The 14304-nt window shown below is 59.5% G+C and carries 12 protein-coding genes; 4 read left to right on the top strand and 8 right to left on the bottom strand.

Translation table 11 applies throughout. The features are described from left to right. Positions 1-46 precede the first annotated feature (46 nt). From pdxJ to lptF, 8 genes are all read right to left on the bottom strand, one after another. A complete protein-coding gene (gene pdxJ / locus IB252_RS00840; RefSeq protein ID WP_095130562.1) occupies positions 47-790 on the bottom strand; it encodes a pyridoxine 5'-phosphate synthase in 744 nt (247 codons plus the stop codon). A 109-nt stretch (positions 791-899) separates the two neighbouring features. Continuing rightward, entirely contained in the window at positions 900-1589 is a 690-nt protein-coding gene (gene recO, locus IB252_RS00835) for a DNA repair protein RecO (protein ID WP_076029865.1), read from the bottom strand. 173 nt (positions 1590-1762) lie between these two features. Further along, positions 1763-2665 carry a GTPase Era gene (gene era, locus IB252_RS00830; RefSeq protein WP_008151577.1) on the bottom strand — a complete coding sequence of 301 codons (903 nt, stop codon included), beginning with the start codon at positions 2663-2665 and terminating at the stop codon, positions 1763-1765. Next, complete coding sequence (rnc, locus tag IB252_RS00825; RefSeq protein WP_033053426.1) at positions 2658-3347, bottom strand: ribonuclease III; 690 nt, start codon at positions 3345-3347, stop codon at positions 2658-2660. Before rnc ends, era begins: the two co-directional genes overlap by 8 nt. A 184-nt stretch (positions 3348-3531) precedes the next feature. Continuing rightward, positions 3532-4386 carry a signal peptidase I gene (lepB, locus tag IB252_RS00820; RefSeq protein WP_111451359.1) on the bottom strand — a complete coding sequence of 285 codons (855 nt, stop codon included), beginning with the start codon at positions 4384-4386 and terminating at the stop codon, positions 3532-3534. A 5-nt stretch (positions 4387-4391) separates the two neighbouring features. Continuing rightward, positions 4392-6191: a translation elongation factor 4 gene (lepA, locus tag IB252_RS00815; RefSeq protein ID WP_008151572.1), complete on the bottom strand. Its 1800-nt coding sequence runs from the start codon at positions 6189-6191 to the stop codon at positions 4392-4394. A gap of 171 nt (positions 6192-6362) precedes the next feature. Then, a complete protein-coding gene (gene lptG / locus IB252_RS00810; RefSeq protein ID WP_111451357.1) occupies positions 6363-7424 on the bottom strand; it encodes an LPS export ABC transporter permease LptG in 1062 nt (353 codons plus the stop codon). After that, entirely contained in the window at positions 7417-8535 is a 1119-nt protein-coding gene (gene lptF, locus IB252_RS00805; RefSeq protein ID WP_192406274.1) for an LPS export ABC transporter permease LptF, read from the bottom strand. The genes lptG and lptF overlap by 8 nt, the downstream gene beginning before the upstream one ends. Before the next feature lie 306 nt (positions 8536-8841). Here lptF and IB252_RS00800 point away from each other — a divergent pair, with 306 nt between their 5' ends. The 4 genes from IB252_RS00800 (at position 8842) to IB252_RS00785 (ending at position 14290) form a co-directional block, all read left to right on the top strand. Next, positions 8842-10332 carry a leucyl aminopeptidase gene (locus IB252_RS00800; RefSeq protein WP_111451355.1) on the top strand — a complete coding sequence of 497 codons (1491 nt, stop codon included), beginning with the start codon at positions 8842-8844 and terminating at the stop codon, positions 10330-10332. 60 nt (positions 10333-10392) lie between these two features. Continuing rightward, positions 10393-10821: a DNA polymerase III subunit chi gene (locus IB252_RS00795; protein ID WP_192406273.1), complete on the top strand. Its 429-nt coding sequence runs from the start codon at positions 10393-10395 to the stop codon at positions 10819-10821. An 8-nt stretch (positions 10822-10829) separates the two neighbouring features. Continuing rightward, entirely contained in the window at positions 10830-11225 is a 396-nt protein-coding gene (locus IB252_RS00790) for a DNA polymerase III subunit chi (protein ID WP_192406271.1), read from the top strand. 218 nt (positions 11226-11443) lie between these two features. Then, positions 11444-14290 (top strand): valine--tRNA ligase, encoded by a 2847-nt coding sequence (locus tag IB252_RS00785; protein WP_192406270.1) that lies wholly within the window; start codon positions 11444-11446, stop codon positions 14288-14290. The last annotated feature ends 14 nt before the right edge of the window (positions 14291-14304 follow it).

The raw sequence follows: 14304 nt of genomic DNA, 5'->3' as shown, positions 1-14304 counted from the left end.
CCGCTATCGCGAGCAGGCTCGCTCCCACAGTGTTTTGTGTTTGGCTTTAGGCTTTTGCGGCAGCCAGGATCAGTGCTTTCATTTCAGACACCGCCGACTTGAACCCGACGAACAACGCATGAGCCACCAGCGCGTGACCGATGTTCAGTTCGTTGATGCCTTTGATCGCCGCTACAGCTTCAACGTTGTGATAGTGCAGACCGTGGCCAGCGTTGACGATCAAACCTTGAGCCAGACCAAACGCCACGCCATCCGCCACACGCTTGAGCTCTTCAGCCACATCGGTCGGCGTCTCGGCATCGGCGTAACGGCCGGTATGCAGCTCAATAGCCGGCGCACCAACACGACGGGATGCTTCGATCTGCCGCTCGTCAGCATCAATGAACAGCGACACTTCACAGCCGATCTTTGACAGACGATCCACCGCGGCTTTAATCCGTGCTTCCTGCCCCGCCACGTCCAGACCACCTTCGGTCGTCAGCTCTTGACGGGTTTCCGGTACCAGGCAAATGTGCGCCGGACGAATGCGTTCGGCAAACGCCATCATCTCTTCGGTCACGCCCATTTCGAAGTTCATGCGGGTTTGCAGCACATCCTTGAGCAGCAACACGTCGCGCTCCTGAATGTGCCGACGGTCTTCGCGCAGGTGCACGGTTATGCCGTCAGCGCCCGCCTCTTCCGCGTCCAGTGCAGCCTTGACCGGATCCGGATAGCGAGTGCCCCGGGCCTGACGCAGGGTGGCAACGTGGTCGATGTTCACGCCAAGAAGAATGCGATTGCTGGTGGTCACGGAAGCGCTCCTGAAGAAGGGAAAGTTCGGTGCACAGCATACACGGGGAGATAGGGTCTGTTGATGTTTGGCAGCGGCCGCGCCGGGCGCTGCCAAGCATCAACAGACCCTACGGCTTGCGAAACAACTCGCGACTTACCAAGGGACGACCACCCAGATGAACCGCCAGTGCCTGGCGCATCAATCGCTTGGCTGCCGATAGCGCGCCAGGGGCAGACCAATCTGCATCGGCCATGGCCAACAGTTCGGTGCCGTTGAACAGACCGGGTTGCAGCAGGTAGACCCGCTCGAGCCCCGCGTCCACTTGCAGACGGTAGAGACCGTCCGGCGCGATGGGCTCGCCATGGATGTCAGTAGTCAGAGCGAAGCCGTAACCCAAGTCATCCAGCAGCCGCCATTCGAAGGATCGCAACAAAGGCTCCAGCGGACGGCCTTCGGCAAGCGCAAGCAGGGTCGCGGCGTAGTGGTCAAACACAGCCGGATGCGGGTCTTCGGAGGGCAACAGCCGAATCAACAGCTCATTGAGGTAGAGACCGCTGAACAGCGCCTCACCGTTGAGCCAGGTGGAAACACCGGCGCTTTCCATGCGCCCGACATTCTTCAGCTCACCACGGCCACGGAACTCCACTTCCAGCGGCACGAACGGCCGCGCCAACGTCCCGGCCTTGCCCCGCGCACTGCGCAACACCGCCCGCAGCCGGCCTTGCGGCGTGAGGAAATCCACCAGCGCGCTGTTCTCGCGGTAAGCGCGGGAGTGGAGCACGAAGGCGGGTTGGCCGATGGGTTGGGTTGGGGACATGGAAGTCAGCGCTCTCAATGAGTCAGCACAGATTTATAAACCACCCAAAAACCAATGTGGGAGCGAGCCTGCTCGCGATGAGGGCATGACATTCAACATTGATGTTGACTGGCAGACCGCTATCGCGAGCAGGCTCGCTCCCACAGGGTACTTCGGCGTATCGGGAACCGATGTTACAGGTCGCCGTAACCCAGCGAACGCAAGGCGCGTTCATCGTCGGACCAGCCGCCTTTCACTTTTACCCAGAGGTTGAGCATGATCTTGGAGTCGAACAGCAACTCCATGTCCTTGCGTGCCTCGGTGCCGATGCGCTTGATCCGCTCACCCTTGTCGCCAATGATGATTTTCTTCTGGCCGTCGCGTTCAACGAGGATCAAGGCATGGATGTGCAGGGTTTTGCCCTGTTGCTTGAACTCTTCGATTTCGACGGTGATCTGGTATGGCAGCTCGGCGCCCATCTGGCGCATGATTTTCTCGCGTACCAGTTCAGCGGCGAGGAAGCGGCTGCTGCGGTCGGTGATCTGGTCTTCCGGGAAGAAGTGATCGTTTTCCGGCAGGTAACCGGCAATCACACGCTCCAGCGTTTCGAGGTTATGCCCGTGCTGGGCCGAGATCGGCATGATCTGCGCGTTCGGCAACTGTTCCTGCAACCAGGTCAGGTGCGGCATCAGCTCGGCTTTGTCTTCGATGCGGTCAGTCTTGTTCAGCGCCACGATCAGCGGACCGGTCACGTATTGAACGCGCTCGAGGACCATCTGGTCTTCGTCGGTCCACTTGGTGCGGTCAACCACGAAGATCACTACGTCGACGTCTTTCAACGCTGCCGAAGCGGTCTTGTTCATATAGCGGTTCAGGGCTTTCTCGCCACCTTTGTGCATGCCGGGGGTGTCGACGTAGATCGCCTGCACGGCGCCCTCGGTCTTGATGCCGAGCATGTTGTGGCGAGTGGTCTGAGGCTTGCGCGAGGTGATCGCCAGCTTCTGACCGAGGATGTGGTTCAGCAGCGTGGACTTGCCCACGTTGGGACGGCCGACGATGGCGACATAGCCACAGCGAGTTGCAGTTGAATCAGTCATGGCCATTCTCCACGCCCAGGGCAATCAGTGCTGCAGCGGCCGCTACCTGTTCGGCAATACGACGGCTCACACCCTGACCTCGGCTTTTTTCATTCAGTAAGGTGATTTCACATTCGACGAAGAACGTCCGGCAATGCGGCTCACCCTGGATATCCACCACTTCGTAACGCGGCAGTTCGCAACCACGGGACTGCAAGAATTCTTGCAGGCGGGTTTTCGGATCTTTGTTGGTGTCGACCAGCGTCAGGCCTTCGAACTCCCCGGCCAGCCAGGCCAGCACGCGTTCGCGCGCCATGTCCATGCCGGCATCCAGATAGATCGCACCAATCAGCGCTTCAAGGGCGTCGGCCAGAATCGACTCGCGACGGAACCCGCCGCTTTTCAACTCACCGGAACCCAGGCGCAGGTATTCGCCCAGATCGAAACCGCGAGCCAGTACGGCCAGGGTCTCGCCTTTCACCAGGCGTGCGCGCAAGCGCGACAACTGACCTTCGCGGGCCAGCGGGAAGCGATCGAACAGCGCCTCGCCAGCGACGAAGTTAAGGATGGCATCACCGAGGAACTCCAGGCGTTCGTTGTTACGCCCGGCAAAGCTGCGGTGAGTCAGGGCCAGGACCATCAGTTCCTGATCCTTGAAGGTGTAGCCGAGCTGACGCTCTAGACGGCTTAAGGAGACGCTCACGGTTTACCCACGCTGAGTTCGTGGCTGGATTCCACCGCCATCGCCGTGGTGCGGCGCAGGCTTGGGACAATTAACGCTGTGTTCAAAAATTACGTCCTGAATATCATTGTTTTCATGCGTCTGGCGCCGATTGTGCCGACTCCAGAAATGCATTCGGCGCTGTGTTCAACAGCGCCGTGTGTGATTACTTGATCAGGCCAACCCGCGAGAAATTCGGCAGGTGACTGAGTTTGGGTTCCGGCCAGCTCATCCAGACTGCAAAGGCCTTGCCGACGATATTCTTGTCGGGAACCATGCCCAGCAGATCCTTGGGAATGCTCGGATCATCCCAGTAGCGACTGTCGTTCGAGTTGTCGCGGTTGTCGCCCATCATGAAGTAGTGCCCGGCAGGCACGGTCCATGTATGGTCCGGCGATGCACGATAGCGGCTCATTTCCTTGCGGATCAGGTGCTCGGCGACGCCGAGTTTTTCCTTGTAGAGCTCAGCGCTGCCCAACGTGCCCGGCTCGGAGCCGACCAGTTGTTCGGCAATCGACTCACCGTTGACGAACAGACGCTTGTCGGCGGTGTAACGAATCTGGTCACCCGGCAGGCCCACCACACGTTTAATGTAGTTGACGTTCGGATCGCTCGGGTAGCGGAACACCATCACATCGCCGCGCTGTGGATCACCGACTTCGATGACTTTCTTGTCGATCACCGGCAAGCGGATCCCGTAAGAAAACTTGTTCACCAGAATGAAGTCGCCAACATCCAGCGTAGGTTTCATCGAGCCCGAAGGAATCTGGAACGGTTCCACCAGGAACGAACGCAGCACCAGCACGATGAACAACACCGGGAAGAACGACTTGCCGTATTCGACCAGCAGCGGCTCCTTGTTCAGTTTCTCGAGCACCACCATGTCAGCCTGGCTGACGCTACCCTGGTAAGAGTTAATGGCAGCCCGGCGCCGTGGCGCCAGGAACAGCAGATCGAGCAACGCCAACAGGCCGCAGACGAACACGGCGATGACCAGCAACAGCGGGAAATTTAGTGACATAGGACCTAACTATCCAACCTGAGCACTGCAAGGAAGGCTTCTTGTGGAATTTCCACGTTACCGACTTGCTTCATGCGTTTTTTACCGGCCTTTTGCTTTTCCAGCAGCTTTTTCTTACGGCTAACGTCACCGCCGTAGCATTTGGCCAATACGTTCTTTCTGAGCGCCTTGACAGAGGTCCGCGCAATGATCTGCCCGCCAATGGCGGCCTGGATCGCGACGTCGAACATCTGACGTGGAATCAGTTCTTTCATCTTCTCGGTCAGCTGGCGACCTTTGTAGTGCGCGTTATCCTTGTGCACGATCAACGCCAGGGCGTCGACCTTGTCACCGTTGATCAGCACATCCAGTTTCACCAGATTAGCCGATTGATAACGATCGAAATGGTAATCCAGCGAAGCATAGCCACGGCTGGTGGATTTCAGACGGTCGAAGAAGTCCAGGACCACTTCGTTCATCGGCAAATCATAGGTCACTTGAACCTGGGTACCGAGGAACAGCATGTCGTGTTGCACGCCACGCTTCTCGATACACAGGGTAATGACGTTACCGAGGTGCTCTTGCGGCACAAGAATATTGGCCCGCACGATCGGCTCGCGCATGTCTTCGATCGAGGACAGGTCTGGCAGCTTCGACGGGTTGTCGACGTAAATCGTTTCGCCGGTTTTCAGCAGCAGCTCGAAAATTACCGTCGGCGCCGTGGTGATCAGGTCCAGGTCGTACTCGCGCTCCAGGCGCTCCTGGATGATTTCCATGTGCAGCATGCCGAGGAACCCGCAACGGAAGCCGAAGCCCAGGGCGTCGGAGCTTTCCGGGGTGTATTGCAGGGACGAGTCATTGAGCGTGAGCTTTTGCAGGGCTTCACGGAAATCTTCGAAGTCGTCGGAGCTGACCGGGAACAGGCCGGCGTATACCTGCGGCTGAATGCGTTTGAAGCCTGGCAGCACGTCGACGTCCGGCGTGGAGCTCAAGGTCAGGGTGTCACCCACCGGTGCACCGTGAATGTCCTTGATGCCGGCGATGATGAAGCCCACTTCGCCGGCCTTCAGGTCAACGGTGGCGGTGTGTTTCGGGTTGAAGACACCGACGCTGTCCACGAGGTGGATCTTGCCGGTGGACTTGACCAGGATCTTGTCGCCCTTCTTCACACGACCGTGGCGCACGCGAACCAGGGAAACAACGCCCAGGTAGTTGTCGAACCAGGAGTCGATGATCAACGCTTGCAGCGGATCTTCATAGTTGCCGGTCGGCGCAGGAATGGTCTTGACCAGACGCTCCAGTACTTCGTCGACGCCCAGACCGGTCTTGGCACTGCACTCGACCGCGTCGGTGGCATCAATGCCGATGATTTTTTCGATTTCTTCTTTCACGCGGTCCGGATCGGCCTGAGGCAGGTCGATCTTGTTCAGGACCGGCATCACTTCCAGGCCCTGCTCAATCGCGGTGTAGCAGTTGGCTACCGACTGCGCTTCAACGCCCTGACCGGCATCGACCACCAGCAACGCGCCTTCACAGGCCGCCAGCGACCGGCTGACTTCATAGGTGAAGTCGACGTGGCCCGGGGTGTCAATGAAGTTCAGCTGGTACTTGATGCCATCGCGAGCGGTGTAATACAGGGTGACGCTGTGGGCCTTGATGGTGATCCCGCGTTCACGCTCCAGGTCCATGGAGTCCAGAACCTGGGCTTCCATTTCGCGCTCGGCAAGGCCGCCACACATCTGGATGAAGCGATCGGCCAGCGTCGACTTGCCATGGTCAATGTGGGCGATGATGGAGAAATTGCGGATATGACTCAAATCACTCACGGATCAACACTCAAAAAGGCTGCAGGCATAGCCCGCCGAAAAATAGCCGGGAATTGTACCTGATCCACGGCGCAAGCGTCACGTTCGCAGGTCAGACGGCGCCTACAAAAACGCCCCGGTCTTGCGACAGGGGCGTTTTGAGTGACCTGCAACGTCAGAAGAAACCCTGAATCAACCGGCCCGGCGCAACAACCAGACCCCGGCCAAGGCACAAACACCCGCCGGAATAAGCACCGCAAACAGTGGCGAGAAGCCGAAGACCAGGCTCGAAGGGCCGAGCAAATCCTGAACGATACGGAAGGTGAAGCCCACCAGCACGCCGGTGAACACCCGCTGACCGAGGGTCACCGAGCGCAACGGACCGAAGATGAAGGAAATCGCCATCAGCACCAGCGCGGCAGTGACCAGCGGTTGCAATACCTTGACCCAAAATGCCAGCCAGTAACGACCATTGCTCAAGCCCTGCTCAGCCAGGTAGTGGATGTACCCCCACAGACCACTGATCGACAGCGAATCGGGCGACATCACCACGGTATCCAGCAGTTGCGGGCTCAGCGCCACGTTCCAGCGCTCGACCGGAGCGGTCACCACTTCGGTGCTCTTGTCATGGAATAACGTGGTCGTGACATCGCTGAGCTGCCAGTGATCCTTGTCGAATTCGGCGCGCTTGGCAAAGCTCGAGGACAGCATGTGGCGCTGATCGTCGAAGCGATAACGGGTCACGCCATACAGCAAACCGTTTGGCTGCACGGAGTTGACGTGAATGAACTCGTCCCCCTGACGGTGCCACAGGCCATGCTTGGCGCTTTGCGCGTCGCCGCTGCCCTGGGCCAGGGAGCGATTAGCCTGAGCGGTGACTTCGGTGGCCGGCGCAACGTATTCGCCGATCAGCACACCCACCACCATCAGGATCAGCATTGGCTTCATGACCGCCCAGACGATGCGCCCGATCGACACGCCCGCAGCACGCATGATGGTCAGCTCGCTGTGACTGGCGAGACTGCCGAGGCCGATCAGGCAACCGATCAGTGCAGCCATCGGCAACATGTCGTAAAGACGACGCGGCGCGGTCAGCAGGACATAACTCAACACGTCGACCAAGGTGTAGGTATCGCTGACCTCACTCATTTCATCGATGAATGCGAACAGCGTCGCCAGACCGAGAATGATCCCCAGTACCGCCAGAATTGCCACGAACACGCTGCTACCAATGTAGCGATCGAGCTTATCCACGAGCCACCTCCAGCGCACTGCGACGACTCGCCAGCTTCAACTGCAAGGTTTCCCAATAGAGCAAGCCCAGGCCGATGGCCAGGAAGATTGCATGCACCCACCACAACCCCAGAGCTGGCGGGATTTTGCCCTTTTCAAGGGCGCCGCGAGCGGCAATCAGGATGGACAGGTAAGCCATATATAGAAGAATCGCCGGCAACAGCTTGAGGAAACGGCCCTGACGCGGATTGACCCGCGACAACGGCACCGCCATCAAGGTCACGATGAAGACCAGCAACGGCAAGGACAAACGCCATTGCAGCTCGGTATGCAAACGGATGTCATCGCTGTTGATCAGGGAACTGGTGGGCATCGCGTCACGGTCAGTCACTTCGTCGCTGACATCCGGCTTGGGCAGCAAGACGCCGTACTCCTCGTACTTGATCGCCCGATAGTCGGCCTGACCCGGATTGCCGTCATAGCGATAGCCGTTGTCGAGAATCAGGTAACGGTTACCGTCGGGGCGGATTTCCTGACGGCCCTTCTCGGCCACCAGCACGGAAATCCCGCGATCCTTGTTATCGGAATTGACGTTTTTCTGCGAAATGAATACGCCGCCGAGGTTGATGCGATCATCCGACAGCGTTTCGGTGTAGGTCACCCGCGTCCCGTCACGCAGTGCCTGAAAGCGACCCGGCTCGAGGGTGTCGAACTCGGTCAGGGCATCCTGCTTGTTCAACAGCAACTGGAACTGATTGGCGCCTTGCGGTGCCAGGCTCAGGCTCAGCCATGCCACTACCAGTGCGACCAGGGTGGCTGGGAAAAGGGTCATGGCAAACAGACGCTGCTGGCTCATGCCGGTGGCCGACAGCACCGTCATTTCGCTTTCAAGGTACAGGCGACCGTAGGCCAGCAGGATTCCGAGAAACAGGCCCAAAGGCAAAATCAGCTGCAGGAAACCCGGCAGACGAAAGCCCATGATCAGGAATAGCGAGCCCGGATCCAGGAGGCCAGAGGCCGCCTGGGCGAGGTACTTGATGAAGCGACCGCTCATGATGATGACCAGCAGCACAGCGCTGACGGCGCTCAAGGTCAACAGGACTTCGCGGGATAGGTAACGGAAGACGATCAAACCAGACACTCCAGGGTTGTCAGGCTAAGGCGGCCAAACAAGCAAACGTATCAGACGGCCCGCAGGGCAGAGCCGCCGAAAAAGTTGGCGCATTATCCTGTGATTGGGTGCGCCTGTCACTGCGCATGCTCAAGCAGGCGGGTAAAGCGCTGAAGATCGTACAACCGAGGGTTGTCAGGCTCGGGGCACGAGGTTCAAACTGCGGCCTTTGTCGCGGGCCGTGACCTGCGTCTTTCTATTTATAAGCAAGCTCGAATGCATGCCGTCGAGCTCTTGCGTGTTGACCATTAATTCAGGGACCCGGACATGGAACTGGTTGTAAAAAGCGTTAGCCCAGAAACGTTGAAAACCGCCACTCTGGTGGTCGCCGTCGGCGAAGGCCGCAAGCTCGGCGCCGTTGCCAAACAACTCGACGAACTGAGCGGTGGCGCCATCAGCGCTGTGCTCAAGCGCGGCGACCTGGCTGGCAAAGTCGGTCAGAGTCTGTTGCTGCACAGCCTGCCGAACCTCAAGGCCGAACGCGTGCTGCTGGTGGGCGTGGGCAAAGACGAAGAGCTGGGCGACCGCCCGTTCCGCAAGATCATTGCCGGCATCCTCAACACCCTTAAAGGCCTGGGCGGCAGCGATGCGGTGCTGGCCTTGGACGAAGTCGTGGTCAAAGGCCGTGACAGCTACGGCAAAACTCGCCTGCTGGCCGAAACCCTGGTGGACGGCGAATACACGTTCGATCAGTTCAAGAGCCAGAAAGCCGAACCTCGCATCCTGAAGAAAGTCACCCTGGTGACCATCAAGGCTGCACAGGCTGAAGTCGAGCGCGCCGTGGCCCACGCCACTGCCATCGCCAACGGCATGGCATTCACCCGCGACCTGGGTAACCTGCCGCCGAACATCTGCCACCCGACCTTCCTCGGTGAGCAAGCAAAGAACCTGGGCAAAGAATTCAAGAGCCTGAAAGTCGAAGTCCTTGATGAGAAGAAGATCAAGGACCTGGGCATGGGCTCGTTCTACGCCGTGGGCCAGGGCAGCGCCCAGCCACCGCGCCTGATCGTCATGCAATACAACGGCGGCAAGAAATCCGAGAAGCCATATGCGCTGGTCGGCAAAGGCATCACCTTTGACACTGGCGGCATCAGCCTGAAACCGGGCGCCGGCATGGATGAAATGAAGTACGACATGGGCGGCGCTGCCAGCGTATTCGGTACGCTGCGTGCCGTACTTGAGCTGAAACTGCCGATCAACCTGGTGTGTATCCTGGCCTGCGCCGAGAACATGCCGAGCGGCAATGCTTCGCGTCCTGGCGACATCGTCACCACCATGAGCGGCCAGACCGTGGAAATCCTCAACACCGACGCCGAAGGCCGTCTGGTGCTGTGCGACGCCCTGACCTACTCCGAGCGTTTCAAGCCGCAAGCAGTGATCGACATCGCGACCCTGACCGGCGCTTGCGTCGTTGCGTTGGGTTCCCACACGTCGGGCCTGTTGGGCAACAACGACGAACTGATCGGCCAACTGCTGAGCGCTGGCCAATCGGCTGACGATCGCGCCTGGCAACTGCCGCTGTTCGATGAGTACCAGGAACAGCTGGACAGCCCGTTCGCCGACATCGCCAACATCGGCGGCCCGAAAGCCGGCACCATCACCGCGGCCTGCTTCCTGTCGCGCTTCACCAAGAACCTCAATTGGGCGCACCTGGACATCGCCGGCACGGCCTGGACCAGCGGCGGCAAGGACAAGGGCGCCACTGGCCGTCCGGTTCCATTGCTGACCCAATACCTGCTGGACCGCGCCAAAGCCTGAAACCGATGACCTTGGGCCGCGTTGCTTTCGGGTGACGCCGCCCTTGGCTCAGGAACCGCAATGACCAAAGTCGACTTCTATATCCTGCCCAGCGCCGATCCTTCGGCGCGGCTGGACTTTGCCTGCAAGCTCACCGAAAAAGCCTGGCGCATGGGTCACCACATCTACCTGCATTGCAGCGATGCAGCCCAGCGCGACGATCTCGATGCGCGTCTATGGGCCTTCAAGGGCGAAAGCTTTGTACCCCACGGCCCCGCTGAAAATGAGCCGGACGGTTTGATTGTGCTGGGCTTTGGCGATGACTGCGGTCCGCATCAGGACCTGTTGGTCAATCTCGCCCTGAAAGTCCCGGCATTCGCCAACAAGTTCGCCCGCGTGGCGGAAGTGGTGGTGGAAGATCCGACGATTCGTACGGCTGCGCGGGAGAGTTTCCGTTTCTACCGCGAACAGGGCTATCCTTTGCAAGATCACCGTTTACAGCGACTCTGAGCATTCCGATGGACACTCCAAAACCGCTGCAAAAGTCCGCGCACCTGCTGGACGACCTCGAGTCGATCCGTCAATTGCTCGGCGACGACAACCTGCAACCGCCCTTGCTCACCGACACGGTCGAGGAAGGTGATCAGGAACAGATTCCGATGCTGTTCGATACCGTCAGCGCCAGCCCGCCGATTCTCGAACCGACGCCACCCGCCCCAGCAGCCCCTGCCGCCCAACCGGCACCCGCCGCCAGCAAGAGCCCCGACGAGCTGCTGCACCTGGAAGACGAACTGCGCGCCGCCGCGCAATTGATCATGCAAGATGTGATCGACGACTTCGCCCCGCACATCGAAACCGAAATCAAACGCCGCCTCAGCGCGCGGATGGAACGCCTCCTTAGCCAATACGAATAACCCCCATCCCCTCTGTGGCGAGGGGATTTATCCCCGTTCGGCTGCGAAGCAGTCGTAAATCCTGTGAACGCGTTTTGCCCATTGAAACGCTGGGGTCGCTTCGCGACCCAACGGGGATAAATCCCCTCGCCACAACCTGCACCCGCTCGCCCTACGCCCCATGCCCCGCTATACTTGCCGGCTTTTCCTGAATAAATGCCAATAGGGTCCCGCCGCGCATGGATAAGACCTACCAGCCGCACGCCATTGAAACTTCCTGGTACAACACCTGGGAGTCTGAGAATTACTTCGCCCCGCAAGGCGCGGGCGAGTCCTACACCATCATGATCCCGCCGCCGAACGTCACCGGTAGCCTGCACATGGGTCACGGCTTCAACAACGCGATCATGGACGCCCTGATCCGTTTCCGTCGCATGCAGGGTCGTAACACCCTGTGGCAGCCGGGTACCGACCATGCCGGTATCGCCACGCAAATGCTGGTGGAGCGTCAACTCGAAGCCCAGGGCCAGAATCGTCACGATCTGGGCCGTGAGAAATTCCTCGAGAAAGTCTGGGAATGGAAGGATCAGTCCGGCGGCAACATCAGCCGTCAGATCCGCCGTCTCGGCTCGTCCGTGGACTGGGGCCGCGAGCGTTTCACCATGGACGACGGCCTCTCGGAAGCCGTGAAAGAAGCCTTCGTGCGCCTGCACGAAGACGGCCTGATCTACCGCGGCAAGCGCCTGGTCAACTGGGACACCAAGTTGCACACGGCGATTTCCGACCTCGAAGTGGAAAACCACGACGAGAAAGGTTTCCTGTGGAACCTGAAATACCCACTGGCCGATGGCGCCAGGACCGCTGAAGGCAACGATTACCTGATCGTCGCGACCACTCGCCCGGAAACCATGCTTGGCGACGCCGCCGTAGCCGTTAACCCGAACGATGAACGCTACCAAGCCCTGATCGGCAAGTTTGTCGAGCTGCCGCTGGTCGGCCGCCGCATTCCGATCATCGCTGATGATTACTGCGATCCTGAATTCGGCACCGGCTGCGTGAAAATCACCCCGGCCCACGACTTCAACGACTACGAAGTCGGCAAGCGCCACAACCTGCCGCTGCTGAACATTTTCGACAAGAACGCCGCTGTATTGCCGGCCTGTCAGGTGTTCAACCTCGACGGCACCCTGAACGAAAGCATCGACGGCAAGATCCCGGCCGAATACGCCGGCCTGGATCGCTTCGAAGCGCGCAAGCAGATCGTTGCAGCGTTTGATGCCGCCGGCCTGTTGGTCAGCGTCAATGATCACGCCCTGAAAGTGCCGAAAGGCGACCGCTCCGGCACCATTATCGAGCCGTGGCTGACCGACCAGTGGTACGTGTCGACCAAGCCATTGGCTGAGCCAGCCATCGCTGCTGTTGAAGATGGCCGTATCGCGTTCGTGCCGAAACAGTACGAAAACATGTACTTCTCGTGGATGCGCGATATCCAGGACTGGTGCATCAGCCGTCAGCTGTGGTGGGGCCACCGGATTCCGGCCTGGTACGACGAGTCGGGCAAGGTCTACGTCGGTCGCGACGAAGCCGAAGTACGTGCCAAGCACAACCTCGGCCCGGACGTTGCACTGCAGCAGGACAATGACGTACTCGACACCTGGTTCAGTTCGGGTCTGTGGACCTTCTCCACGCTCGGCTGGCCTGAGCAGACCGAATTCCTGAAGAAATTCCACTCCACCGACGTGCTGGTCACCGGTTTCGACATCATTTTCTTCTGGGTTGCCCGGATGATCATGCTCACCATGCACTTGGTGAAGAACGAAGACGGCACGCCGCAGGTTCCGTTCAAGACCGTTTATGTTCATGGCCTTGTGCGTGATGGCCAGGGCCAGAAGATGTCCAAGTCCAAGGGCAACGTCCTGGACCCGCTGGACATCATCGACGGCATCGAGCTCGAAGACCTGGTGCAGAAACGCACCTCCGGCATGATGCAGCCGAAACTGGCGAAGAAGATCGAGAAGCAGACCCGCGACGAGTTCGCCGACGGTATCGCCAGCTACGGCACCGACGCCCTGCGCTTCACCTTCTGCTCGCTGGCATCGACCGGCCGCGACATCAAGTTCGACATGGGCCGCGTCGAGGGCTATCGCAACTTCTGCAACAAGATCTGGAACGCCGCGCGCTACGTGCTGGACAAGGGCGAAGACTGCGGCCAGAACGGCGAAGCTTACGAGCTGTCGCTGGCGGATCGCTGGATCATTTCGCAGCTGCAACGCACCGAAGCCGAAGTGACCCGTCAACTCGATCAGTTCCGCTTCGACCTGGCCGCACAAGCCTTGTACGAGTTCATCTGGAACCAGTATTGCGACTGGTACCTGGAACTCTCCAAGCCTGTGCTGTGGGACGAAAACGCGCCGGTCGAACGTCAGCGCGGCACCCGCCGCACGCTGGTTCGGGTATTGGAAGTCGCGCTGCGCCTGGCGCATCCGTTCATGCCGTTCATCACCGAAGAAATCTGGCAGCGCATCGCGCCGCTGGCCGGTATCGAAGGCAAGACGATCATGCTGCAACCGTGGCCAGTGGCCAATGAAGCGCGCATTGATCAGGGCGCCGAAGATGACATCGAGTGGCTGAAGACGTTGATGCTCGGCACGCGTAACATTCGCGCCGAGATGAACATCGGTCCAGGCAAGCCGTTGAACCTGTTCCTGAAAAACGTCAGCGCCGAAGATCAGCGTCGTCTCACCGAGAACGAAGCCCTGCTGAAGAAGCTGGCTCGCCTCGAATCGATCACCGTATTGGCTGCTGGCGAAGAAGCGCCACTGTCCGCCACCGCACTGGTCGGCGAGATGGAAGTGCTGGTGCCGATGGCCGGCCTGATCGACAAAGATGCCGAACTGGCGCGTCTGGACAAGGAAATCCTGCGTCTGCAGGGCGAAGTTCAGCGGGTGGGCGGCAAGCTGTCTAACGCCGGTTTCGTCGACAAGGCCCCAGCCGAAGTCATCGAGAAGGAACGCGCCAAACTGGCTGAAGCTGAACAGGCTTTGGGCAAGCTGGCCGAGCAGCATGCGCGGATTGCCAGTCTGTAACGGCAAATCGCAAT

Source organism: Pseudomonas sp. PDM10 (assembly GCF_014852295.1).
Taxonomy (GTDB): domain Bacteria; phylum Pseudomonadota; class Gammaproteobacteria; order Pseudomonadales; family Pseudomonadaceae; genus Aquipseudomonas.
Note: the sequence above shows the minus strand (reverse complement) of the source record. Positions and strands in the feature narration are given on the sequence as shown.

Coding starts and splice junctions, on each gene's coding strand:
- recO (WP_076029865.1), bottom strand. CDS start 1,589: ATGTCCCCAACCCAACCCATCGGCCAACCCGCCTTCGTGCTCCACTCC.
- era (WP_008151577.1), bottom strand. CDS start 2,665: ATGACTGATTCAACTGCAACTCGCTGTGGCTATGTCGCCATCGTCGGC.
- lepB (WP_111451359.1), bottom strand. CDS start 4,386: ATGTCACTAAATTTCCCGCTGTTGCTGGTCATCGCCGTGTTCGTCTGC.
- IB252_RS00800 (WP_111451355.1), top strand. CDS start 8,842: ATGGAACTGGTTGTAAAAAGCGTTAGCCCAGAAACGTTGAAAACCGCC.
- IB252_RS00795 (WP_192406273.1), top strand. CDS start 10,393: ATGACCAAAGTCGACTTCTATATCCTGCCCAGCGCCGATCCTTCGGCG.
- IB252_RS00790 (WP_192406271.1), top strand. CDS start 10,830: ATGGACACTCCAAAACCGCTGCAAAAGTCCGCGCACCTGCTGGACGAC.
- IB252_RS00785 (WP_192406270.1), top strand. CDS start 11,444: ATGGATAAGACCTACCAGCCGCACGCCATTGAAACTTCCTGGTACAAC.